Raw genomic sequence first — 22,225 nt, forward strand, 5'->3', positions numbered from 1 at the left:
TGTCACCGGCGATAATCGCTAAACCTGACCGGCATAGTAGGATTTGCACCAGAGAGACGGGAGGCAGGCGATGAGTCCTGGTCCGGCAGCGACGGCAGCGACGGCAGCGACGATCGAGACATCGGCAATCGCGGGTGCGCCGACGGCGGGTGCGCCGATCGAGAGTGCGCCGTCCGAGAGTGCGCCGTCCGAGAGTGCGCCGTCCGAGAGTGCGCCGTCCGAGAGTGCGCCGCTTGCGGGTCTCGACGACCTGCTGGCCGAGATCGCCGCCGGGGCCGCCGCGAGGGAGGCCCATGACCGGCCGCCCTTCGCGGAGATGGACCGGCTGCGCCGGTGGGGAGTCGGCACGCTGCGGGTGCCGGTCGCCTCCGGTGGACGGGGGCTCGGTCTGGCCGCCTTCTTCGACGTCGTGCGCAGGCTCGGCACGGCCGACCCCAACCTGGCCCAGTCACTGCGCAACCATTTCGGGTTCGTGGAGTCGCTGCTGCGCCAGCCGCCCGGCGGGGCGCGCGACGGCTGGCTCGACCGGGTCGTCGCCGGTGAGCTGTTCGGGTCGGCGGCAAGCGAGTTGTCCACCCCCCGGGCGGGCGTCATCGGCACCTCGACGAAGCTGGTCCGGGCCGGCGACGGCTACCTGCTGACGGGAAGCAAGTACTACAGCACGGGCAACATGTACGCGGACCGGATCGTGGTGATCGCCGCGGCCGAGGACGACACCCTGGTCAGCGCGATCGTTCCCGCCCGCCGCGAGGGTGTCGTGCACCTCGACGACTGGGATGGCCTGGGCCAGCGTTTCACCGGTTCGGGCACCACGGAGTTCCACGATGTCCGCGTCCACGAGACCGAGCTCCTCCCGTTCGGCGACGCGACCGACCCGGGACGGGCGCTGAGCCCGACCTTCTCCCAGCTCTACCTGACGACCATCGTCGCGGGGATCGTCGAGAACGTCCGGCTCGACGTCCTCGAGCTCGTCTCGCGGCGCTCCCGCAACTTCCGCCACGGCCTGGCCGAGGAACCCCGGCACGAGCCGACGGTGCAGGAGACGGTCGGGGAGATCGCGGCGAACAGCTTCGCCGCGACCTCGATCGTGGCCGCCGCCGCCGTCGAGCTCGCGGCCGCGCACGCGGCGCTCGGCCACGGTCACGACCACGACCACGGTCACGACCACGACCACGGTCACGGTCACGGTCACGGTCACGGCCACGAGGACGACACCCGGGCACGGGCAATGTTCGCGGCGGCGAAGGCGAAGACGGTCGTCGACCGGATCGGCACGGACACCGCGTCGCTGGTGTTCGACGCCGGCAGCGCCTCCAGCGTGCGCCGCGGGCTGCAGCTCGACCGGCACTGGCGCAACATCCGCACCCTCGCCTCGCACAATCCCCGTTCCTACAAACTGCGCCTGATCGGCGACCACGAACTCAACGGCACGCTGCCGCCCCCGGGCGCCTTCTTCTAGGCCGGGCCCGGCCCGCCGACACCGAGGATGTCGCGCAGGGTCCGCCCCGGATACTCGTGGCGGAAGATCCCGCGCCGGCGCAGGATCGGCACGACGTGGTCGACGAACAGTTCCAGGCCCTCGGGCGCGGTGTCGACGAAGATGTTGAAGCCGTCGGCGCCCCGCTCGACGAACCACGTCTGGAGATGATCCGCAATCTGCTCCGGGCTGCCCACGATCGAGAGGTGACCGCCGGGGTTGTCCGCGATCAGCTCCCGCACCGTCAGGTTCCGCTCGCGGGCGTGCGCGAGGACCTGGTCGCGAAACGGCCTGGCCCGCGACGGCGGGGTGAACGCCTCGACCTGCTCGTACGGCAGCGGGGCGTCCAGCTTCAGCAGGTCCGGCGGGACGAACAGCCGCTCGGCGATCTTCTCCACCAGGTGCTCCATGCCGTACAGCTCGTTGAGCCCGTTCCGGCGGGCGCGGGCCTCCTGTTCGGTCGAGCCCACGGTCACCTCGAGCCCGGGCAGCACCAGCACGTCCTCGGGACGGCGGCCGTGGCCGGCGGCGAGAGCCTTCACGTCGGCGTAGAAGCCGCGCGCGCCGGCGAGCGTGCGCTGGACCGTGAACAGCCCGTCCGCCCAGCGCGCGGCGTACTGCCGGTGCCGCGGGGAGGCTCCGGCCTGAAAGAGCACGGGCCTGCCCTGGGGCGTGCGGGGCGAGCCCAGGGTGGCTCGCACGGAGAAGTACCGGCCGCGGACGTCGACTTCGTGGACCTTCGTCTCGTCCAGGAACCGGCCGGTCGACACGTCGGCGACCACAGCGTCCGGGTCGAGGCTCTCCCACAGGCGCAGGACCGCCTCGACGAACTCGCCCGCCCAGCGGTAGCGCTCCTCCTGCGGGGGTTCCGCGCCCACCCCGAAGGCCGTGGCGGTCTCGGGCGCCCAACTGGTGACGATGTTCCAGCCCGCCCGGCCGGCGGTGATGTGGTCGAGGGAGGCGAACTGGCGGGCGACCTCGAACGGCGTACCGAAGATCGCCGAGCGGGTGCCGATCAGCCCGATGCGCTCGGTGCGCTGGCTGATCGCGGCGAGCAGCGAGACCGGTTCGAGCGCGTGCCAGTTGCGCCGGCCGTGCTCGCTGTGGATGGCGCCGTGGTTGTCCCCGCGGAACAGCGCGTCGAACGTGCCGCGCTCGGCGATCCGCGCCAGTTCGACGAAGTGGTCGATGTCGGTGAACGAGTCGGGGCTTCTGTTGTGCCGCCAGCCGGCGACGTGCGCCCCGTCCGCGAGCAGCACGAGGTTGAGGTGAAGCTGGCGCGGTGCGTCGGTCATCGCGCCACCTCCTTTCCGGGTTTGCGGGCCCCGGCGTCGGCCTGCGCCAGGGGCCCGACGGGGAACGACACGATGCCGTCGCGGTGGAGCTGCTCCTCCAGGGCGGCGCACCAGGCGACGTAGTCGTCGTGCAGGCGGGCACGCTGCTGGCGGGTGGGCGGGAGCGCGAGCGCCTGTCGCGGATCGAGGGACTGCTGGGCCGAGTCGGTGGCGGTCGGCTGCCCCGCCTCGCGCCACGCCCGGGTGCCGCCGTCGAGCGCCGCGGCCCTCCCCCAGCCCGCGGCGCGCAGATCGGCGGTGGCCCAGCGGGCCAGCGTGCCGTCGCCGGAGGTGACCACGACGAGTGCCCCGTCCACCGGGGCGAGGGCAGGCCGCGCCGCCAGCGCCGAGCGCGTCGTCACCAGCGATCCCGGGATGTAGGGCCGCGCGACCAGCCACCCGGCCGCCGAGGGCGGCTCCACGTCGACGACGACCGCGGCGCCGTCGACGAGCAGATCCCGCAGCGCCGGGACGCTCACCGTCGGGACCTCGGGCAGCGGGACGGTCTCGGGACCGCGCACGAGGACGCCGGATCCGGGAACGCCGGGAACGCCGGGAACGCCGGGAACGCCGGGAACGCCGGGAACGCCGGGAACGCCGGGAAAGCCGGGAACGCCGGGAAGGCCGGGGCGGAGGAGGTACACCGCGACCTTGGACAGTCCCATCCTCGCCAGCCATACCCCGGTCGTGAATCCCCGCGTGCCGCAGCCGTCGTCGACGAGGACCACCCGGGCGCCACGGCTGGCCAGGTACTCGTCCGTCGCCTGGAGGAGCTGGCCGCCCGGCGCCCATCGGCTGCCCGGCAGATGTCCGCCGACGAACTCCTCCCGCGTGCGGACGTCGAACAGGTACAGGGTCGTGTCAGCCGCCGCCGCGACGAACCCGCCGAGCTCGGCGGCGGAGATCTCCGCCACGCCGGCGCGGACGGCGAGCGCGCGCGCTGCCGCGCCGGCCCGCGCCTCCTGCGCCGGCTCGGGCGGGGCCAGCCGGGCCGTCGCCCCGGTCGCCGGCGGGTAGCCGGCGAGGCTCCACGCGGACAGGCCGCCGTCCAGGACGGCGACCGGGTTGGGGAACCCGGCGTCGATCAGGGTCTGCGCGCCGACGATCCCGCGGGTCCGGCCGGCGCAGGTCACGACGACGCGCGTGCGCGGTGAGCGGACCGCCGCGTACGCCCGGCGCGCCAGCTCGACCCCCGGCGCGTTGACGGCGGTCGGGATGGCCGTGTACGCGAACTCCTCGGCGGTGCGGGTGTCGAGCACGACGACGTCCTCCCCCGCGTCGAGGGCCGCCCGAAGCTCGGCCGCGCAGACGCCCGGCGTGCCGAGCCGGCGCAGCGCGACCTCGCCCAGGGCCCGGCTGACCGTGTTGAAGCCGGTGAACAGCTCGCCGCCCGCCGCCCGCCAGCCGGCGAGGCCGCCGTCCAGCACGCTGACGTCGGTGTATCCCAGGGCGGCCACCCGGGGCACGGCGCGGGCGACCGTCTCCTCGCGCGCTCCCACGACCACCAGGGGCACCGTCGGTCGGGGCGCCAGCAGGGGCAGCCGGGGTTCGAGGTGGTCGACGGGAACGTGCGTGGCGACCGAGAGGTGACCCGCGGCGAACTCGTCGCGGGTACCCACGTCCACCACCACAAGGTCACGGCCGGCGCGGAGCCGGGCATGGAGCTCGCGCGGGGCGACGACCCCGACCGCCGGGCCTGCCACCGGGCCTGTCGCCGGGCCTGCCGCCGGGCCTGTCGCCGGGCCTGCCGCCGGGCCTGTCAACGGCTCACGGCGGCGGGGCGGCGGGGCCGCCAGCCCAGCGCGGGCGCCACCTGCGTCGCGATCAGCCGCAGCGCCTCCAAAGCGGCGTCCAGCGACGGCCGGCCGGGTTCGAACTGCACCAGCAGATCCGTCGCGACCGGCAGCACCGGCTCCACCGCCAGCCGCTCGATCACCTCCTCCGGATGCCCGCAGAAGATGTGCAGGGTCGACAGGACGTTGTCGAGCGTGTCCTCGCCGAGGTCCGGGAACGCGCCGGAGGCCTTCAGGTTGGCGAAGGCCGGGAACAGCCCGTCCGACAGGTGCCTCAGCGCGGTGTCCCGGTCCGCCGCGGGGAAGACCGCCCGACACACGGCGACCCGCCGCCCGAGGCCCGCGGGCAGCACGTCGCGGTACCGGTCGGCCCAGGCCCGGTGCACCGTGCCGGGCCGGTCCGGGAAGCCGATGGCGGTCTGGTCGAGCAGGAGGTTCAGGCCCTCTCGGCCCACCTGCTCGGCGGTGTCGCCGCTGTGCGCCCCCTGCCAGATCCGGCCCTCGGCCACCTCGGGCGCGCACGGCGTCAGCACCGCGCCGTCCTCGGTCAGGGGCCGGCCGCCCAGCGCCCGGCGCAGGATCTCGCGATGCTGCGTGTGGATCTCCCGCTTGCGGCTGAAGTCCCGCCCGAAGGCCCGGTAGGCCCGCTGGTCCGAGCCGCTGCCCAGGCCGAGCTCGACCCGCCCGCCGGACAGGAGGTCCACGACGGCGACGTCCTCGGCCAGTCGCACCGGGTCCTCCAGCGGCAGCACGTTGACCGCCGTCCCGAGCCGGATGTGCCGGGTCGAGGCCGCCACGTTCGCGAGGAACGTCCACGGCGAAGGCAGGCCACCCAGTGGATGGGTCGACGTCGGCAGGTGGTGCTGCGCGACCCAGCCCGAGTCGAAGCCCAGCTCGTCGGCGGCGACGAACAGTTCGTGGGCGTCGGCGTAGGCCTGGCGCGCGTCGGTGCGGATCGCCGCGCGGGTGAAGAAGCCCAGCCTGAAGGCGCTCGTGTCGGTCATTGCCCTCTTCGTTCGTCATCCGGGGCGAGGGAGCACCCGGGGTTGGGTTCCAGCGGCGGTGGCGGGCCGTCAGGGACGGGCGGCCGCGACGGCCGCGTCGACCTTCGTCGCGACGTCGAGTTCCTTGATCTTCTGCGCGACGATGTCGTTGAAGCCGGTGTAGTAGTGGTCGCGGACGGCGACCGCCCGCTTGATCAACCCGCCGGAGTAGGCGACGTCGGCGGTGTTGTGCTGGATCCGGTCGAGCAGCGCGTCGTCGAGGACGTGCGGGACCTGCCGGTTGGCGATGGCGGTGGCCTTGGCCTTGGCCGGGGTGAGCTTCGCCGCGTCGACCCAGACCTGCGCGGACTGGTCCGGTTGGGTGATGTTCCACAGCTCGTAGCCCACGGACCGGCCCACGAAGTCCTTGATCGCCGCGTTCTTCCGCTGGTCCTTCAGGGCGCCCCGCGACGCGACGAGCACGCCCAGCCCGAGGGCGCCGGTCTGCTTGGTGGTGGTCAGGACCTGTGCGCCCGCGTCGAGCGCGGCGCCGGCGCGGGCCGGCGACCCGGCCCACACGTCGACGTCACCCTGGGCCAGCGCGGTGGCGCCCACCGTCGAGTCGAGCTGGACCGGCTTGACGTCGGCGGGGGTGAGCCCGGCCTGCTTCAGGGTCAGCAGGTACTGCAGCTCGGAGGTGGCGCCCGGGGAGTAGGCGAACTTCTTGCCCCGGATGTCGGCGAGGCGCTCGACCCCTGAGTTCCTGCCACGCAGGGTCACGATCGGCGGGTAGTTGGTGTCGTCGGCCGGCTGGGTCGCCAGGACCCCCTGGATCGGCGGGTCGTTCGCCGGCCACGCGGGCTGGGCGTTCGCCTGGGCCAGGATGAGGGCGAAGTCGCTGAGCTGACCGATGTCGACCTTCCCGGTCGTCAGCGCGGTCGTGACCGTCGCGGCGTTGAACTGCGCGAACTGGACCTTGTACGGGGCGCCCTGGAGCACCCCGGACTTCTCGAACGCCGCCTTCACGTAGGGCGACTGGGTCGCGAAGGTCAGGGTCACGCCGCTGAGGTCGTCGGGCGCTGCCGCGCCGCTGCCGCTGTCGTCGCCGTCCGATCCGCAGGCGGCGGCGACGACGGCCAGCGCGAGCAGCGGGGCGGCCAGGCGAAGCCGACCGATTCTTCTGTTCTTCATGGATGCGTTCCCGAGGTGTTGTGGCCGAGCCGGTGGGCTCAGGCCGGGGATGATGGGCGGGCGACGCCCAGCTCGGCGAGTAGCTGCGTACGCAGGTCGTCGAATCGCGACCCGGCGCCCTCGCGCGGTCGAGGAAGGTCGACGCGCAGGTCCAGACCGACCTTTCCGTCGGTGAGGACGACGACGCGGTCGGCCAGCCGCAGCGCCTCGTCGACGTCGTGGGTGACCAGCAGGACGGCTGGTCGGTGCCGGTGCCACAGCTCGTGCACCAGCGCCTGCGTGCGCAGGCGGGTCAGCGCGTCGAGCGCGGCGAACGGCTCGTCGAGCAGGAGCAGGTCCGGACGGTGCACCAGGGCGCGCGCCAACGCGACCCGCTGCGCCTCGCCGCCCGAGAGCGTGTGCGGCCAGGCTCGGGCGTGGTCGGCGAGGTTCACCTCGGCGAGGGCCTCCTGCGCCCTGGCGAGGGTCGACTCCCGGCGGGAAAGCCCGAGCAGCACGTTGCGCCAGACCCGCTCCGACGGGATCAGCCGGGGCTCCTGGAAGACGACCGAGCGGTTGCGCGGCGCCAGGACCGTTCCCTCGTCGACCGTGTCGAGCTCGGCGAGGATCCGTAGCAGGGTCGTCTTGCCGCTGCCGGACCGGCCGAGCAGCGCGACGAACTCGCCCCTGGCGATCGTGAGGGCGAAGTCGTCGAGAATCCGCCGGGCCGCGAACGCCTTCACGACGTCGCGCATGATGACGGCCGGCTGCGCCGGCGGGGGGGTCGTCATGGTCAGGACTTCACGATCGTCGGTCGCCACGGCAGCAGCAGCCGCTCGAGGAGCCGGACGACGAGGTCGACGAGCAGACCGAGCAGCGCGTACACGACGACGCCGACGATCACGATGTCCGTCCGGATCTGGTTGGACGCGTTCATGACCAGCGCGCCCAGCCCGGAGGATGCGTTGATCTGCTCCGCCGCCACCAGCGCGAGCAGCGAGATCCCCATGGCGTACCTGATGCCGACCAGCACCGACGGGAGCGCGTTCGGCAGCACGAGGCGTGTGATCATCCTGGTTCTGCTCAGGCCGAAGACCTGGCCGACCTCGATCAGGCGGCGGTCCACTCCGCGCACCCCGGCGAAGGTGTTGAGGTAGACCGGGAAGACGCAGGCGACCGCGATCAGCACGATCTTCGGCGTGTCGCCGATGCCGAACCAGACGACGAACAGCGGGATCAGTGCGATGAACGGGACTGTGCGGAGCATCTGCAACGTCGAGTCCACGAGCTCCTCGCCCAGTTTCCACAGCCCGGCGACGAGGCCGGCCGCGACGCCGATGCCGGCACCGATGACGAGCCCGGTCAGGGCCCGCCCGGCCGACACCCGCAGGGCCGTCTGCAGCTCACCGTCGGCGATGAGGTCGCGCGCGGCCTCGAGGACGCTCTTCGGGCTCGCCAGCGTCGTCGGTGGGACGAGGCCGGAGGAGGTGCTCCACTGCCAGGCGATCACGAGGCCGACCGGCAGCAGCCCGCGCAGCAGCCAGCGGGCCCGGCGCAGCCCGGCGCGACGTCCGGGGGCGTTGCGACGACGGCTCAGATCGGTGAGGTCGAGGGGCGCGGCGAGGGTCGCCCGCTCCGCGGCCGCCGGGTCGTCGCTCGCCGGCAGGTCGCGCGCGAGCTCGCCCGGCGCACGCCGGGAGTCCTGCACCGTCATGATGCGCGGATCCCCGCGGTCTCGGCTGAGACTCGACACGTGACAGTGCGCTGCATGACGTACTCCTGGCTCGGGACGGGCGGGCGTTGCCCGGTTGGACCGCCTGGCAGCATATACGGGCAAAGCCGATCGGTTTAGTGGTGTTTACCTCCCTGGTGACGTGGATCGCACTCGCGCCCGAGTGGCGCCGGGCTCGTCGACGGCGGTGGCAGACGGCGGCGGCAGACGCCCCGTGGACCGAGGGATCGTTCAGGGAACGCCGTGTCCGTAGAGTTCTTCACGACGCACGAGCTCGGCGCCTGCGCCGGGCCTTCTCTGTGAACGGAGTGAGTAATGTCCCTGACGATCGGTGACACCGCCCCCGACTTCGAGGCGGCGACCACGGAGGGCCCGATCAAGTTCCACGAGTGGATCGGCGACTCGTGGGCGGTGCTCTTCTCGCACCCGAAGAACTTCACCCCGATCTGCACCACCGAGCTCGGCTATGTCGCGTCGATCAAGCCCGAGTTCGACCGCCGCAACGTCAAGATCATCGGCCTTTCGGTGGACCCGGTCGAGCTGCACGACGCCTGGGCCAAGGACATCGAGGAGACCCAGGGCACCGCGCCCAACTACCCGCTGATCGGTGACGCCGACTTCTCGATCTCCAAGGCGTACGGCATGCTCGGCGCCGACGTCAGCGGCGACCCGTCGGACCGCACGGCCGCGGACAACCAGACCGTGCGCAACGTGTTCGTCGTCGGCCCGGACAAGAAGATCAAGCTGGTGCTGGTCTACCCGATGACGACCGGCCGCAACTTCGACGAGGTCCTGCGGGTCATCGACTCGCTGCAGCTCACCGCGAAGCACAAGGTCGCCACCCCGGTGAACTGGAAGCAGGGCGACGACGTCGTCATCGCCGGCTCGGTCTCCAACGACCAGGCCAAGGAGATCTTCGGCAGCTGGAACGAGCCGAAGCCCTACATCCGCATCGTCCCGCAGCCGTCTGCCTGATCGCAGCGCCGACCGTCACGGTCGCGACGTTCCATCACAGCAGTCGGAGTCCGAGGTCGGGGGCACGGTGCGAGTACTGGTACTGGGGGCTGGATTCGGCGGCCTGGAACTGACCACCCGACTGTCCGAGGAGCTCGGCGACGCCGTCGACGTCGTCCTATAGATCAGGCCGACAGATCAGGCCGACGGCTTCGTGTTCGGCTTCTCGAAACTCGATGTGATGTTCGGGCGCACCACCGCGCAGGCGGTGCGCCATCCCCATCATGACCTGGTCGAGGCCGGGCACGAGTTCTACACGGTGGCCGGGGCGTTCGCGACGCGCGACGTGCTGGATCGGTTCGGCGGCGGGCGGGTCGTCATCGGGGTCACCTCGACCCCGTTCACGTGCCCGCCCGCCCCGAGCGAGACGGCGCTGCTCGTCCACGATCTCCTCGTCCGCCGGGGGCTGCGCGAGGCGAGCGAGATCTCCGCTGGTCATGCCGCTGGGCGCGCCCAGCCCGCCGTCGCCCGCCGCGTCGGCGGCGCTGCTCGCGGCGTTCGCCGAGCGCGGCATCGTCTGGCCCCCGGAGCGGCTGGTCCGGCCGCGAGTGGACGGGCCACTGACTCCGGGCAGCCCTCATCGACATCGCATGACAATCTTCGCAATAAACCCGAAACGGCTGGAAAGCGCATCCGATCTGTCGGTTCCGACCAGGTGCCTTGACGCGTGCCGCGCGGCCCGGAAATCGTGGCCGAGTGGACGGCGTCGACGAGGTGCTCGCCCAGCGCGCGGCCGACGACGCCTCGGCGGTCGCGTACGCCGCCGCGCTGTCCGTCGCGGCGGCGCTGCTGGCCTGCCTTGACCGGCTCGACGAGGGCCGTCCCGACGGCGTGCGCTTCTGGGGCCTGTTCACCAGGGCCGAGGAGCTGCGTTGCCTCGGCATGCTGCGCGCGCTCGATCACGGCACGGTCCCCGACGGGACGCCCCTGATCGCCCTCGACTGCACCCGGCCGGTGAACGACGTGCGCCTCGGCGCCGGCGTCGTGCTCCGGGTCGGCGACAGCCGCTACACCTACGACCCCGCGCTCACCCACGCGGTCTCCCGGGTGGCCGCCACGGGCGCCGCACCCTGGCAACGCCGGCTGTCCGAGTCCGGCTGGTGCGAGGCGGCCGTCGTCCAGGCGGCCGGTCGTCATCCCGCGACGTCGCTCACGCTGCCGATTCTCAATTACCACAACCAGGTGGCCGATGACGGCGGCGGACCGGGACTGACGGCGGAGGCCGTCCATCGCGACGACTATCTCGCGCTGGTCGAGCTGCTCGGCCGGGTGGCCGTGGAACTGCGGCCGGAAAGCGATGAAGGTTGGCTCGGACCGCTACGGGCCGAGGCGGATCGACGATTCGACGGTTCCGGCATCTTCCCCGGTGATATAAGCACGGATGAAGGTCTGGAAACCGGCGACGTGACGGCCTCGCCGGCGACGTGACGAAGAACAGCCCTTGGCAGCACGCGGATCCACCGAATACAGTTCGCTGAGTGCCCTTCGGACCCCGGGAGCGCAGTAGTGACAGTCTCGATCGAACGCAACGTCGACCCGTTCGATACCATTGATTCGGGGTCCGATCCCGCTTTCGAGGAGAACATTCTTCTTGAGCGGATGGACGGGCACTACTACCCCGCCGTCCTCGACTGGTTCTTCGATCTGCTGCCGCGGGAGGCAACGGCGGTCCTCGAGGTCGGCTGCGGCACCGGGCAGGTTCTGGATCGGCTGGTCGGCCACCTGGGCGCCGACCGCGTGGAGCGGGCCGTCGGCATCGATCGCAGCGCCTATCTCGCCAGGCGGGCGGCCGAACGCTTCGGCGGGTTCGAGATCTTCGCTGCCGACGGAACGCAGGTACCGCTGCCCGACGAGCAGTTCGATCTCGCGACGACCGCAACCGTGCTGGTACACGCCGCCGACCCGGCGGGCATCCTCGCGGAGATGCATCGGCTCACCCGTCGCGGCGGGACGGCGGCGGTCCTCGACCAGGATTTCGGCAGCGCCGTGATCTACCCGGGCGACCGGGACCTCAGCCGCCGGATCCTCGATGCGGCGACCGACTTCTGGCAGGACGGCTGGATCGGCCGAAAGCTTCCCTCGATGATGCGCGACGCCGGTTTCACGGTCACCGGGTTCCACTCCACAGTCCGTATTGATCGCACCTTCGACCGGGCGTTCTTCACCCGGATCCGGGACTGGGTGGTCACGGCCGGCTTCGCTGCCCCGGAGGCCGACCGGTGGCTGGCCGAGCTGGCCGCGGGAGCCGAGCGCGACGAGTTCGTCTTCACCCGCAACTTCTATGCCTGCACCGCGCGCCGGGATGGTTGAGGGCTCGCTCCTCCTCTACAGCCCCCTCAACGAGCCACGCCGGCCGGCGCTCACCCGCCTCGCCGAACTCCACCCGCGTGTCGTCCTGCTCGCCGAGGACGACACCGACGTCCCGCCCTGGGCCGACGAACTACTGGCCGACGTGGCGCGGATCGACCGGCTCGATGTGCCCGCCGCGATCCGCACCACGCGGGACCTGCTGGCCCGCCGCGGCGGCGCCGCGGACGGCATCGTCTCGCTGTCGGAGACGGGTCTGGCGTTCTGTTCCGCCCTGGCCGGGGAGTTGGGCCTGCCGTTCACGCCGCCGGATGTGCTGGAAAGGGCCAGGGACAAGTCCCGGATGCGGGCGGCATTCGCCGATCACGACCTGCCGACGGTGCGATTCGGTACCGCCGAACGGCTCGACGAGGCGCTGGCGATCGCCGCGGACATCGGCTATCCGGTGGTGCTCAAGCCGTTGTTCGCCGGCGGCAGCCTGTTCGTCTGGACCGTGAACAACCCGACCGACCTGGCCGCCGCGTTCGACGACGTGCTTCGCGGCGGCGCCGAGGTCGTCGCGGGCGACCCGCTGGTGCACGCCACCTTCCGCGGCGGCGCGGCCCCCCGCCTGCTCGTCGAGCAGCTCATCCGCGGGCGGCGGCGGTTCGCCAGCTCCCTCGACCTGCCGGTCGGCGAGGTGAGCGTCGAGGGCTGCGTGGTCGGTGGCGAGGTGCACGTGCTGGCCCGCCACGACAAGCCGCTGCCGGCCGACGGCCCCTTCTTCGAGGAGGTGCTGTGGTCCTCGCCGTCCCGGCTCCCGGCGGACCTGCTGGCCCTGGTGGACGAGGTAGCGGGCGGCGCCGTCCACGCGCTCGGCCTGCGGGACTGCATGTTCCACGCCGAGATGCGGACGACGGACACCGGGCCGGTGCTGCTGGAGGTCGCCGCGCGGATGGGCGGCGGCCCGATCTTCCGCTCGGCTCGGCTCGCCCACGGCGTCGACCTCGTCGAGACGATGGTCCGGATCGCCACCGGCACGCCGGTGGCGAGCGGGCGCACGGCGCCGGACCCGGACCAGCCCGCCCCCGCGGTGATGACGTTCGGCCTGTTCGCCGACGAGGGGACGTTGCGCGCGATCGAGGGGCTGGACGAGGTGCGGGCGCACCCGGACGTCGTGGAGGTCTGCGTCTACGAGCACCCGGGCACGTACATCCGCCGCGCACCACGTTCGGACCACTGCACGGTCCACGTCATGGTCGCGGCGGCCGACTTCGCCACCGCGGAGGACCTCGGCCGCTGGGCGCAGCAGCGCATCCGATTCATCACCGAATGACGCACCCGGTCCAGCACGGCCCGGCGATCGCCCATCCGGTGGCCGCTGTAGTAGCCGCTCAGTAGCCGCTCAGTAGCCGGACAGCACGCCGGCCGGCAGGAGGTCGTGCAGGAGGTCGGTGGTTTCACCGCCCGGCAGCGCGTCGAGCGAGTCGACGTCGAGGAACTGCCTGAGCACGAACGAGTAGTCGACGCTGTGGAAGGTGTGCTTCTCCTGCGGAGTCATGTTCCGCGCGGTGTCGGTGAGGACCTTTCGCACCCGTGCCGGCGTCAGGTAGAAGCGGCTGTACGCCTCCCGACGCAGCTCCTCCAGGCGGTCCCAGGACACCTCCGCCGTCGGCGAGCTCTCGGGCGCGCTGAAATAGCCCTGGCCGGCGCCGCCGCGGGGCGGCTCATAGCCCTGGCCGAGCGCCATGTCCCAGACCTCGGTGCCCTCGTGCGGGGACAGCACGAAGAAGTTCGCCTTGCTCAACCCCGTGGTCGACGCGTTGAACTCGATCGTCCGCTCGATGTCCGCCTCGGTCTCGGACGGGAAACCGAAGATGTTGAACGAGCCGAGTATCACGCCGGCGTTGCCCATGTACTCGATCATCCGACGGGTGCGGTCGAGGTTCAGCCGCTTCTTGATCACCTGTTGCACCCGCTGGTCGCCTGATTCCACCGCGACCATCGCATAGAACGTGCCGCCATCGAGCAGCAGGTCGACGATGTCCTCGCTCAACAGGTCCGCGCGCAGGCCGTTGGGGAAGGCGAAGCGCAGTCCGGGCCGCCGGGCGAACTCGGCGAAGATCTCCCGCACCCGACCGCGGTGAATGTTGAAGATGTCGTCGTAGACGAGAAACGTGTCGACGCCGGCGGCCTCGTGCCAGTAGTCGACCTCCGCCACCACCGCGGCCGCCGACCGGTACCGCACGGACTTCCCCATGATGTCGTGGCAGTACACGCACTGGTACGGGCAGCCCCGCGTGGTGACGATCGGCATGTACCGCACCTTGAGGTTGAGCAGCGAGGTGTAACCGGCGAAGGGGTCCGGGTCCAGGTGCGCGAGCGTGGGCGTCGCGAGCGCATCGAGGTCGGGCACCACGCCGCGCGGGTTCGCCCGGACGGTCCCGTCGGGCTCGCGGTAGACGAGCCCGCCGACATCCGCGCGCCGCGTCCCGCCCCCGCGGACCAGATCGAGCAGGTCACCGAAGCCGGCTTCGCCCTCGCCCACCAGGGCGTAGTCGATGTTGCCGTCGTCGAGCACGCCCCGGCCGATCGCCGTCGCGTGCGGGCCGCCGACGATCACGACGCTGCCGAGCTCCGCCTTGACCCAGCCGGCCACGAACGCCAGCTCCGGCGCATAGTAGGTCAGCGCGCTGAGCGCCACGACGTCGGGCGCGAACCGGCCGAGCGCCGAGCGCCAGTCCTCGCCCCGGCTGAGCAGATGCAGCAGGTTCACCTGCAGCGTGCGGTCCTCCGGCCGCCACGCGACGTTGGCCTCGAGGTAGAGCGTGCCCAGCTCGATGCTGCACTTGTTCTCGTAGAACGTCAGTTCACGACCGAGGATGGCGTCCTGCTTGGCGTTGACGTTCATGAAGGCGACTCTCAAGTCTGTCTCCCTGACGCGGGCGGCGCGGGCGTGGCCGCTGCGGCGGCCGTGTCGGTCCACGGCCCGGCCGTCGCGTCCACCGTGTCGTTGCGGCCGGTGCGGTCCACGCCGCGGACCCGGTAGAGCACCCGCCCGGAGATGTCCGGCACGCCGAGCTCCCGGTGCTGGCGGCGGGCCAGGTCACGGTCGTAGTAGGAGGTGGCGGGCATGTACCGGAAGGTGATCCCGGCGCGGCGCGCCCCGGAGACGTTGGCGGACGATCCGTGCACGAGATGGACGTCGTGCAGCGAGAAGTGACCCGGCTCCAGCTCGGCGACGCGGACGGCGGCGCGCTGCGGCTCGTCGAGCTCCAGCCGCTGGTTCAGGGTGGTGTCACGCCCGTCCGAGCGCTGGTGCCCGAGCAGCGCCCGAGCCCGGTGCGAACCCGCGACGTAGCGCAGTCCGCCGTTGTGCGGGCCGGACCGGTCCAGCGCCAGCCACACCGTGCAGGTGGCCAGCGGCCGGATGGGCCAGTAGTGACCGTCCTGGTGCCACGGCGTCGGTTTGCCGACCCGCGCCGGCTTGCCGAACATCCCGCAGGCCCAGAGCAGGACGTCGTCGCCGAGCACGGCCGACACCGCGTCCAGCAGCACCGGGTGGCTGCCGTAGCGCAGGCCGAAGCCGCTCGCCATCAGGTCGGGCACGAAGTCCGGCACATCGCTCGGGTCGTCCCGGAGATAGTCGCCGAGGTCCGACCGCACCTCGTCGAGGACCTCGGCCGGCACCGGCTCGGGGGCGATGACGAGGCCCTCGGCGCGGTAGCGTTCGACGTCGAGCCGGGCGACGGCGGTCCGCTCGCTCATGGGCGCACCGCCTCGAGCGAAGTGGTCGGGGTGATCGGGGTGATCGGGGTTGGCGGGGCGACCGCCGGCAGGCGCAGCCCGAAAAGCCGCGACACCGTGTCGTGCGTGAACAGCGTCGTGGTGTCGGGCCCGACCGCCGCGCGCAGCTCGGCGACCTTGGCCACCGAATGCGGCCAGGTGGAGTCCGCGTGCGGGTAGTCCGAGGCCCACATCAGCCGCTCCCGCGACCAGCTCGGCAGGATCCGGGTGACCTCGTCGGTCTCGTGCTGGAACGTGACCCAGACGCCGTCGGTCACCTGGTCGAGGGCCGGCCGGGACAGATCGACGCCGAAGGAGCGTCCGAACCGGTGGTCGGCGTGCTCCAGCCGCTGCAGGAAATGCGGTATCCACAGCAGGTCGAACTCGCAGAGGATCAGTCGCAGGCCCGGATACCGCTCCCAGACGCCGCCGAAGACGAGCGCGGTGAGCGCGCGCTGGGCCTGGGCCGGGATCATGACGTAGTCGAGCAGCGCGCCGTGGACGTCGATCGTGATGTCACGCCGGACGGCGCCCCGGTGGATGACCACCGGCAGGTCGAGGCCGACGGCGGTCTCCCACACCGGGTCGAAGGAGGCGTCGCCGTAGGACCGGTCCGGGTCGGCCCGTAACACGACGCCGCGCAGGCCGAGGCCCGCCGCCCGGGTGACCTCCGCCGCCGCGAGCTCGGGGTCGGCGTCGTCCACCAGGGCGGTGCCGACGAGCCGGTTCGGGTCGGCGGCGCAGTACTCGGCGACGAAGTCGTTGTAGGCGCGCAGGCAGGCGCGGCGGAACTCGGCGTCGCGGCAGCCGAAGAGCAGGTCCGCGAAGGTGGGGAACAGCACCTCCGCGGCGACGCCGTCGACGTCCTGCTCGGCGAGCCGCGCCCGTGGATCCCACACCGAAGGTGGGGCGGCGGCGAAACCCTGGGCCGCCCGGCGGGGAAGCTCCTCGGACGGCACGCCGGCGGCGCTGGCCGCATACACGCTGCGCGGTTGGATGTCCTCGCAGACGAAGTACTCGCCCGGCCGCCCGTCGAGGTTCACCACCCGGGGCGCTCGCTCCTGGTAGCGCCGCGGCAGCCGGGATGTCCACAGCTCGGGCGGCTCGCAGAGGTGCGAGTCGGCGGAGATCAGCGGCCGGTTCACCGGGCCCCCTCGCCGACCGCGCCGGTCGCGCCGGCCGCGCCGGTCTCGACCAGATCGGGCAGCCGCAGCCGCGCGATCTCTTCGGTGGTCAGCGGGCGGTCGAGGACGTCCTGCGCGAGCGTGCCGTCGTCGAGCACCCGGTGTACCCGCCAGCAGGACGGATCGGATGCGGTCCAGCGTTCGTACTCGCCGCGCCCCGAGTTCGCCATCGCCTGGTAGGCGGTGCCTCGACAGCCGCCATAGCACTGCCGGGTGGCGAGCAGGTCGCAGTCGCGGCAGTCGCCCTGGATGTGGTCGTCGAGGTTGCGGATGATGGCGAGCGCGGGACTGGCGAGCACCTCGGCCAGCGGCTGCCGGTTGAGGTCACCGATCGTCGTCTCGATCCCCGGGCACGGCCTGACGGCACCGTCCGCATGCAGGTCGAGGCGGTACAGGTTCTCGTAACAGGCGCCTGCCAGGCATGGCGGCTTGGCCTGGTACGGCTCGTAGCCCATCGCGGCGTCCTGACGGCGGACGGTCTCGAACAGCTCCTCGATCTCGGCTCGGCGGATCACCAGATGGGGGTTGGTCCGGGCGAAGCCCTGCAGCTTGCTGAGCTCGATGTGCGAGTAGATGTTCCGTTCGCGCAACTGGGCGACCAGCTCCGGGAGGAACTCCAGGTTGTCGCGGGCGATGACCGACTCGACGCCGAGCCTGGTGCGGCCGGGCTCGTCCGTCGTCGTCAGGCCGGCGGCGACGAGACGCTCGATCAACGCTACCTGCTCGGCGTAGACGGTCTCGGCGTCGCGCGGCAGACCGGACAGGTACTTCTGCACCTCGGCCAGCCGAGCGCGGCGCGGATCGCCGGGCGCCACGACCGGCACGTTCAGCTTCGTCAGCAGGTTGACGCCGCTGGCGACGATCCAGTCGATCGCCTCCGGCGTCAGCAGCCCCCCGTTGGTGACGAGCGTGACCGCGATGCCCCGTTGTTGCAGAAAGGAGATCGTGTCCTGCCAGTGCGGCGCGGCGACGGGCTCGAACGTGCCGTTCACCGTCACCGCCTGCAGCCCGAGCGCGATCGCCTGCTCGAGCCAGCCCGCCATCCGCCGTTCCCAGGTCGGGTCGCGGTGCAATGGCACCGATCCCGCCTCGCTCGTCGTCATGACCGTGGGTTGACGGGGGCGTCCGTCGAGTTCCGGATCACCCGCGTAACAATAGGGGCATTTCCAGTTACAGGTCGGCGGGGTGTTCATCTTCAGGCCCACTCGTAGGACCTTTCCGTCCGCGAAAGCGGAGTACCGGCCGTCGAGCGTGGTGAATGGGCCGGCGAAGAGAGGAAGCGGGCGGAGTTCAGCCATGAGCCCTCCAAGCATAGGCTGTGCAAAAGCAGCCGCCCATCGAGGGTAAATCACGGAGTCGAACCGGACAAGGGCTTCTGACCTGAACGTGTAGTCCTCGCATCCAGCCGGGTGTTCCGCCGGATCACCGCCGCCCCGGACGGCCATCCCGGCGCATCTACGACGCCCGGCAAAAGTTTACGCAGCGCAGCGACACAGCCATGTCGGCGACTAAAGGAAAAGCGGTGACCTGCGCCGCGACAAAGATTTGAGATCGCCGTACGTAGCACTTCGTGACCACGGACCAATGCGAGCACATTCGCCGCCGCGGCGCCCGGCGCGTGGGCAGGCGGGCGACGGCACGCGGATGCCATGGTCAGCGGCGGCCCGTCGCCGGGACCCGGCGCGGCCCGGGTGTCGGCGCCCGGACGGGTACGGCCCGCCGAGCCCCGCGCCGATCCAGGGCCCGGCCGATCCGAAGCCCGCGCCGAACCGGGGCCGCGCCGAACCGGGCCCGCACCGAACCGGGGCCCGTGCCGAACCGGGGCCCGTGCCGAACCGGGGCCCGTGCCGATCCGGTTCGTGCCGATCCGGTTCGTGCCGATTTGGGTCCGATCGATCTCGTCGGCCTTCCATGGCGGTGGGCCGCCCGCCCCGGAGTCCGGCCGGCACCCGGTCCCGGCGCAGCCCGCACGGCGAAGGCGCCCCGACGGGCCGCATTCCCGGGCCGGTGTCACGGCCGGGTGGACGACCCGTTCGGGATTGCGACGGATTAGATCTTCAGTCCACGGCTGATTCCGCGGTCGATACCCGGATCCTCCCGAGAGGATTTCCGGCGGCTCCGCCCCGAAGCGAGAATATCGCTGCATTGCGGGACGCCGGCCCCGACCGGTCATTACTCCACCGGTACGCCGGGCGGTGCCGATGCGCGCCGATCGGAATCACGCGCCGCCACCCGGAGGGGCGGGCTACCGGCTTCGGACCACAGGGCGGGCAATTCGGTGAAGAGCGCCCCGAACGAGGCCCCCCGAAGGAACGTCCGGCGCCCGGGCGGGTGCGTCGGCGCGCCCGGCGCGGGCGACTACGATCAATCGGAGGAAGGCAGAGCATCAAGGACCTTGAGAGGCGGCCATGTCGGCACGTATGCCCGCGGTGCCCGAGGAGCGCGTGTCCGCTCCAGCCGGTAGCAGCTTTGCGGAGGCGGTGAAGGCCGCCGGCCTGACGATGTCGGGTCCGAACGCGGTCGTGGTCGTCCGCGACGCCGACGGCACGCTGCGCGACCTCACCGCGGTCCCGGATGTCGACACCGAGGTGACGGCGGTGCCGATGTCGAGCCCGGACGGCCTCGCGGTGCTGCGGCACTCGACGGCACACGTGATGGCCCAGGCGGTGCAGGACCTCTTCGACGAGGCCCGGCTCGGCATCGGGCCGCCGATCGACAACGGCTTCTACTACGACTTCGACGTGCCCAAGCCGTTCCAGGCCGAGGACCTCGAACGCATCCAGGCCCGGATGCGGGAGATCGTCAAGCAGGGCCAGCGCTTCCGCCGCCGCGCGCTGACCTCGCGGGAGGCGGCGCGCGACGAGCTGTCCGCCGAGCCCTTCAAGCTGGAGCTCGTCGACATCAAGGGCGAGGCGTCGGGCGCCGCCGCCACCGAGGTCGGTGGCGGCGAGCTGACGATGTACGACAACGTCGACCCGCGCAGCGGGGAGGTCGTCTGGACCGACCTGTGCCGCGGCCCGCACCTGCCGTCGACCCATCTGATCCCCGCGTTCGCGCTGCTGCGCAACTCGGCCGCCTACTGGCGCGGCGACGAGAAGAACCCCCAGCTGCAGCGGATCTACGGAACCGCGTGGCCCACCCGGCCGCAGCTCAAGGAGTATCTGGCCGCGTTGGCGGAGGCCGCCAGGCGAGACCACCGCAGGATCGGTGAGGACCTCGACCTCTTCGCGTTCAGTCCGGAGATCGGCAAGGGACTGCCCCTGTGGCTGCCCAACGGGACGATCATCCGCGACGAGCTGGAGGGCTGGGCCCGCCAGACCGAGCGGCGCCTCGGCTACCGCCGGGTCGTCACGCCGCACATCACCCAGGAGGATCTCTACTACCTGTCCGGGCATCTGCCGTACTACAGCGAGGACCTTTACGCCCCGATCCAGATCGAGGGCGAGAACTACTACCTCAAGCCGATGAACTGCCCGCACCACCACATGGTGTACAAGGCCCGGCCGAAGAGCTACCGCGAGCTCCCCTACAAGATCGCCGAATACGGTACCGTCTACCGGTTCGAGCGCAGCGGCCAGTTGCACGGCCTGATGCGGGCCCGCGGCTTCACCCAGAACGACGCCCACATCTACTGCACCCGCGAGCAGGCCAAGGAGCAGTTCCTCGAGGTCATGCGGATGCACGACGAGTACTACCGGGCGCTCGGGATCACCGACTTCTACATGGTCCTCGCGCTGCGGGACCCGGCGAACACGACGAAGTACCACGACGACGCGCAGATGTGGGAGGACGCCGAGCGGATCACCCGCGAGGCGATGGACGAGTCCGGCATTCCCTACATCGAGGAACTCGGCGGCGCGGCGCACTACGGCCCGAAGGTCGACTTCATCATCCGCTCGGTGACCGGCAAGGAGTTCGCCGCCTCGACGAACCAGGTCGACCTCTACACGCCGCAGCGCTTCGACCTGAAGTACCACGACGCCGACGGAACCGACAAGCAGGTCGTCGTCATCCACCGGGCACCGCTGGGCTCGCACGAGCGGTTCGTCGCGTTCCTCACCGAGCACTTCGGCGGCGCCTTCCCGGTCTGGCTGGCCCCGGAGCAGGTCCGGGTGATCCCGATCATGCCGGAGCTCGACGGGTATGCCGAGACGGTGAGCCAGGCGCTGCTCGACGCGGACGTGCGCGTCGACGTCGATGCCAGCGACGGCCGGCTCCCGGCCCGGGTGCGCGCGGCGGTCACCCGCAAGATCCCGCTGATCGTCGTCGTCGGCCGGCGGGAGGTCGAGGAGGGCACCGTCTCCGTGCGGGACCGGTCCGGCCAGGAGACGTCGATGCCGCTGGCCGACTTCCTCCGTCGGGTACGCGACCTGATCGACACCAGAAGTCTCGAAGGCGCCGGGCACCTCCGCGCGGGGTCAGGCGCGACCGAGGTCGACACGAGCGACTGACGGGCCGCCGCGGGGTCAATGGGCCAGGGTGAGGTGGACGGCGCCCGGCGCGACGGCCAGGGCACCAAGCAGCAGCCGCTCTTCTAGCTGCTCTTCGACTGGTGGTCGGACGGCCGCTCGCGGCAACGGCCGTTTCCGGGGCGCGATTGTGTGGATGAGGCGTCCTACGGCGTTCCAGGAGAGTCTCGGGTCCGCGGGTCCGACTCCTGGAATGCTGGCGGCCATGACCATCCAGACGGTGATAGCGCGCCAGCGGGTCGCCGACCTCGACGCGGCCGTGCCCTTCTACGAGCAGCTGACCGGTCTGCGCGCCGCCCGATTCAGCCACGCCGGGGTGTCGCTGGCCAGCGTCGGACCGTTCCTGCTGTTCGCCGGCACCGACGAGGCGGTGCGTCGCTTCGCCGCGGTCACCGCGACCCTGACCGTGACGGAGCTGGACACGGCCGTGGGGCGGGCCGTAGCCGCCGGCGCCACGGTGGTCCTCCCGGCCACTCCCACCCCGAACGGGCACCGCGCCCTGCTGCGTCATCCCGACGGCGGGGTCTTCGAGTACGTCGGCCCCTGACTCGAGCCGCGCCGAACCCTGGGCACCAGACTGCCCCCGCGATGATCGCGCCCCCAACCCCGGCACTGCGGGGTGTGGAAGCTAGCCGGTCACTCGGCCACCTCGCCGAGCGTCTCGCCGAGGCGGGCGGCGCTGTGGTCGGGTCCGACTCCTTCCACCAGGACCGCCGTCGACTCGATGTGGTCGGTGCGCAGCGGCAGGATCTCCTGGTAGGCGGCCGACTCGTACCAGGCGCGGGCCTGCTCGATGCCGGGGAACTCGATGACGACGACGTCGCCGGGCAGCGTGCCCTCGCGTACCTCGACAGCACCGCCGTGCACGAGAAAACGACCCAGGTAAGGGTCGAGCGTCGCCTGGATCCGCCTGAGGTAGTCGATGACATCCGGGTGCGGGTCGGGATTACGCAGGTGAGCGATCGCATACGCGGCCATGGACCTGTCCTTCGCGAGG

The 22,225-nt window shown here is 71.7% G+C and carries 18 protein-coding genes and 1 pseudogene; 8 read left to right on the forward strand and 11 right to left on the reverse strand.

All coding sequences use genetic code 11. The features are described 5' to 3' along the window. Positions 1–70: 70 nt before the first annotated feature. On the forward strand, positions 71–1,459 hold the full coding sequence (locus tag FRAQA3DRAFT_RS21780; protein WP_009741215.1) for an acyl-CoA dehydrogenase family protein: 1,389 nt from the start codon (positions 71–73) through the stop codon (positions 1,457–1,459). On the opposite strand, the gene FRAQA3DRAFT_RS21785 is transcribed toward FRAQA3DRAFT_RS21780, so the two are convergent. The 6 genes from FRAQA3DRAFT_RS21785 to FRAQA3DRAFT_RS21810 form a co-directional block, all read right to left on the reverse strand. After that, positions 1,456–2,772 carry an NtaA/DmoA family FMN-dependent monooxygenase gene (locus FRAQA3DRAFT_RS21785; protein ID WP_009741216.1) on the reverse strand — a complete coding sequence of 439 codons (1,317 nt, stop codon included), beginning with the start codon at positions 2,770–2,772 and terminating at the stop codon, positions 1,456–1,458. The two genes, FRAQA3DRAFT_RS21780 and FRAQA3DRAFT_RS21785, sit on opposite strands and share 4 nt — an antisense overlap. Beyond that, complete coding sequence (locus tag FRAQA3DRAFT_RS21790; RefSeq protein ID WP_009741217.1) at positions 2,769–4,514, reverse strand: rhodanese-like domain-containing protein; 1,746 nt, start codon at positions 4,512–4,514, stop codon at positions 2,769–2,771. The genes FRAQA3DRAFT_RS21785 and FRAQA3DRAFT_RS21790 overlap by 4 nt, the downstream gene beginning before the upstream one ends. A gap of 56 nt (positions 4,515–4,570) precedes the next feature. Further along, a complete protein-coding gene (locus FRAQA3DRAFT_RS21795) occupies positions 4,571–5,608 on the reverse strand; it encodes an LLM class flavin-dependent oxidoreductase (protein ID WP_009741218.1) in 1,038 nt (345 codons plus the stop codon). 69 nt (positions 5,609–5,677) lie between these two features. Continuing rightward, a complete protein-coding gene (locus tag FRAQA3DRAFT_RS21800) occupies positions 5,678–6,778 on the reverse strand; it encodes an ABC transporter substrate-binding protein (protein ID WP_009741219.1) in 1,101 nt (366 codons plus the stop codon). 38 nt (positions 6,779–6,816) lie between these two features. After that, the gene (locus FRAQA3DRAFT_RS21805) at positions 6,817–7,548 is read right to left on the reverse strand and encodes an ABC transporter ATP-binding protein (protein ID WP_009741220.1); all 732 of its coding nucleotides are present in this window, start codon (positions 7,546–7,548) and stop codon (positions 6,817–6,819) included. A 2-nt stretch (positions 7,549–7,550) separates the two neighbouring features. Then, positions 7,551–8,471, reverse strand: coding sequence for an ABC transporter permease (locus FRAQA3DRAFT_RS21810; RefSeq protein WP_009741221.1), 921 nt, complete (start codon positions 8,469–8,471; stop codon positions 7,551–7,553). Between the two features lie 333 nt (positions 8,472–8,804). Here FRAQA3DRAFT_RS21810 and FRAQA3DRAFT_RS21815 point away from each other — a divergent pair, with 333 nt between their 5' ends. The 5 genes and pseudogenes from FRAQA3DRAFT_RS21815 (at position 8,805) to FRAQA3DRAFT_RS21835 (ending at position 13,125) form a co-directional block, all read left to right on the forward strand. Then, positions 8,805–9,464: a peroxiredoxin gene (locus FRAQA3DRAFT_RS21815; RefSeq protein ID WP_009741222.1), complete on the forward strand. Its 660-nt coding sequence runs from the start codon at positions 8,805–8,807 to the stop codon at positions 9,462–9,464. 67 nt (positions 9,465–9,531) lie between these two features. Further along, a pseudogene (locus FRAQA3DRAFT_RS37535) lies at positions 9,532–10,045 on the forward strand (NAD(P)/FAD-dependent oxidoreductase); the annotation flags it as partial. A gap of 154 nt (positions 10,046–10,199) precedes the next feature. Beyond that, complete coding sequence (locus FRAQA3DRAFT_RS21825) at positions 10,200–10,931, forward strand: peptidase (protein ID WP_009741223.1); 732 nt, start codon at positions 10,200–10,202, stop codon at positions 10,929–10,931. Positions 10,932–11,009: 78 nt separating this feature from the next. Next, on the forward strand, positions 11,010–11,813 hold the full coding sequence (locus tag FRAQA3DRAFT_RS21830) for a methyltransferase domain-containing protein (protein WP_009741224.1): 804 nt from the start codon (positions 11,010–11,012) through the stop codon (positions 11,811–11,813). Further along, entirely contained in the window at positions 11,806–13,125 is a 1,320-nt protein-coding gene (locus FRAQA3DRAFT_RS21835; RefSeq protein WP_009741225.1) for an ATP-grasp domain-containing protein, read from the forward strand. Before FRAQA3DRAFT_RS21830 ends, FRAQA3DRAFT_RS21835 begins: the two co-directional genes overlap by 8 nt. Before the next feature lie 69 nt (positions 13,126–13,194). Here the strand turns inward: FRAQA3DRAFT_RS21835 and FRAQA3DRAFT_RS21840 are convergent, their stop codons facing one another. The 4 genes from FRAQA3DRAFT_RS21840 to FRAQA3DRAFT_RS21855 are packed head-to-tail and all read right to left on the reverse strand — an operon-like array spanning position 13,195 to position 17,838. Next, the gene (locus FRAQA3DRAFT_RS21840) at positions 13,195–14,715 is read right to left on the reverse strand and encodes a radical SAM protein (protein ID WP_157467575.1); all 1,521 of its coding nucleotides are present in this window, start codon (positions 14,713–14,715) and stop codon (positions 13,195–13,197) included. Further along, positions 14,712–15,557, reverse strand: a complete 846-nt coding sequence (locus tag FRAQA3DRAFT_RS21845; protein ID WP_009741227.1) for a phytanoyl-CoA dioxygenase family protein — start codon at positions 15,555–15,557, stop codon at positions 14,712–14,714. The genes FRAQA3DRAFT_RS21840 and FRAQA3DRAFT_RS21845 overlap by 4 nt, the downstream gene beginning before the upstream one ends. Then, entirely contained in the window at positions 15,554–16,720 is a 1,167-nt protein-coding gene (locus FRAQA3DRAFT_RS21850) for an amidohydrolase family protein (RefSeq protein ID WP_009741228.1), read from the reverse strand. The genes FRAQA3DRAFT_RS21845 and FRAQA3DRAFT_RS21850 overlap by 4 nt, the downstream gene beginning before the upstream one ends. Then, positions 16,717–17,838 carry an SPASM domain-containing protein gene (locus tag FRAQA3DRAFT_RS21855; protein WP_232291698.1) on the reverse strand — a complete coding sequence of 374 codons (1,122 nt, stop codon included), beginning with the start codon at positions 17,836–17,838 and terminating at the stop codon, positions 16,717–16,719. The genes FRAQA3DRAFT_RS21850 and FRAQA3DRAFT_RS21855 overlap by 4 nt, the downstream gene beginning before the upstream one ends. A 1,329-nt stretch (positions 17,839–19,167) precedes the next feature. Between FRAQA3DRAFT_RS21855 and thrS the strand changes: the two genes are divergently transcribed. Together thrS and FRAQA3DRAFT_RS21865 are read left to right on the forward strand one after the other, a co-directional pair. Beyond that, entirely contained in the window at positions 19,168–21,210 is a 2,043-nt protein-coding gene (gene thrS, locus FRAQA3DRAFT_RS21860; protein ID WP_009741231.1) for a threonine--tRNA ligase, read from the forward strand. 223 nt (positions 21,211–21,433) lie between these two features. Beyond that, the gene (locus FRAQA3DRAFT_RS21865; protein WP_009741232.1) at positions 21,434–21,775 is read left to right on the forward strand and encodes a VOC family protein; all 342 of its coding nucleotides are present in this window, start codon (positions 21,434–21,436) and stop codon (positions 21,773–21,775) included. 89 nt (positions 21,776–21,864) lie between these two features. On the opposite strand, the gene FRAQA3DRAFT_RS21870 is transcribed toward FRAQA3DRAFT_RS21865, so the two are convergent. Beyond that, positions 21,865–22,206, reverse strand: a complete 342-nt coding sequence (locus FRAQA3DRAFT_RS21870; protein WP_009741233.1) for a DUF1330 domain-containing protein — start codon at positions 22,204–22,206, stop codon at positions 21,865–21,867. Positions 22,207–22,225: the final 19 nt, after the last annotated feature.

Origin of the sequence: Frankia sp. QA3, from assembly GCF_000262465.1 — a bacterium.
Lineage (GTDB): Bacteria > Actinomycetota > Actinomycetes > Frankiales > Frankiaceae > Frankia.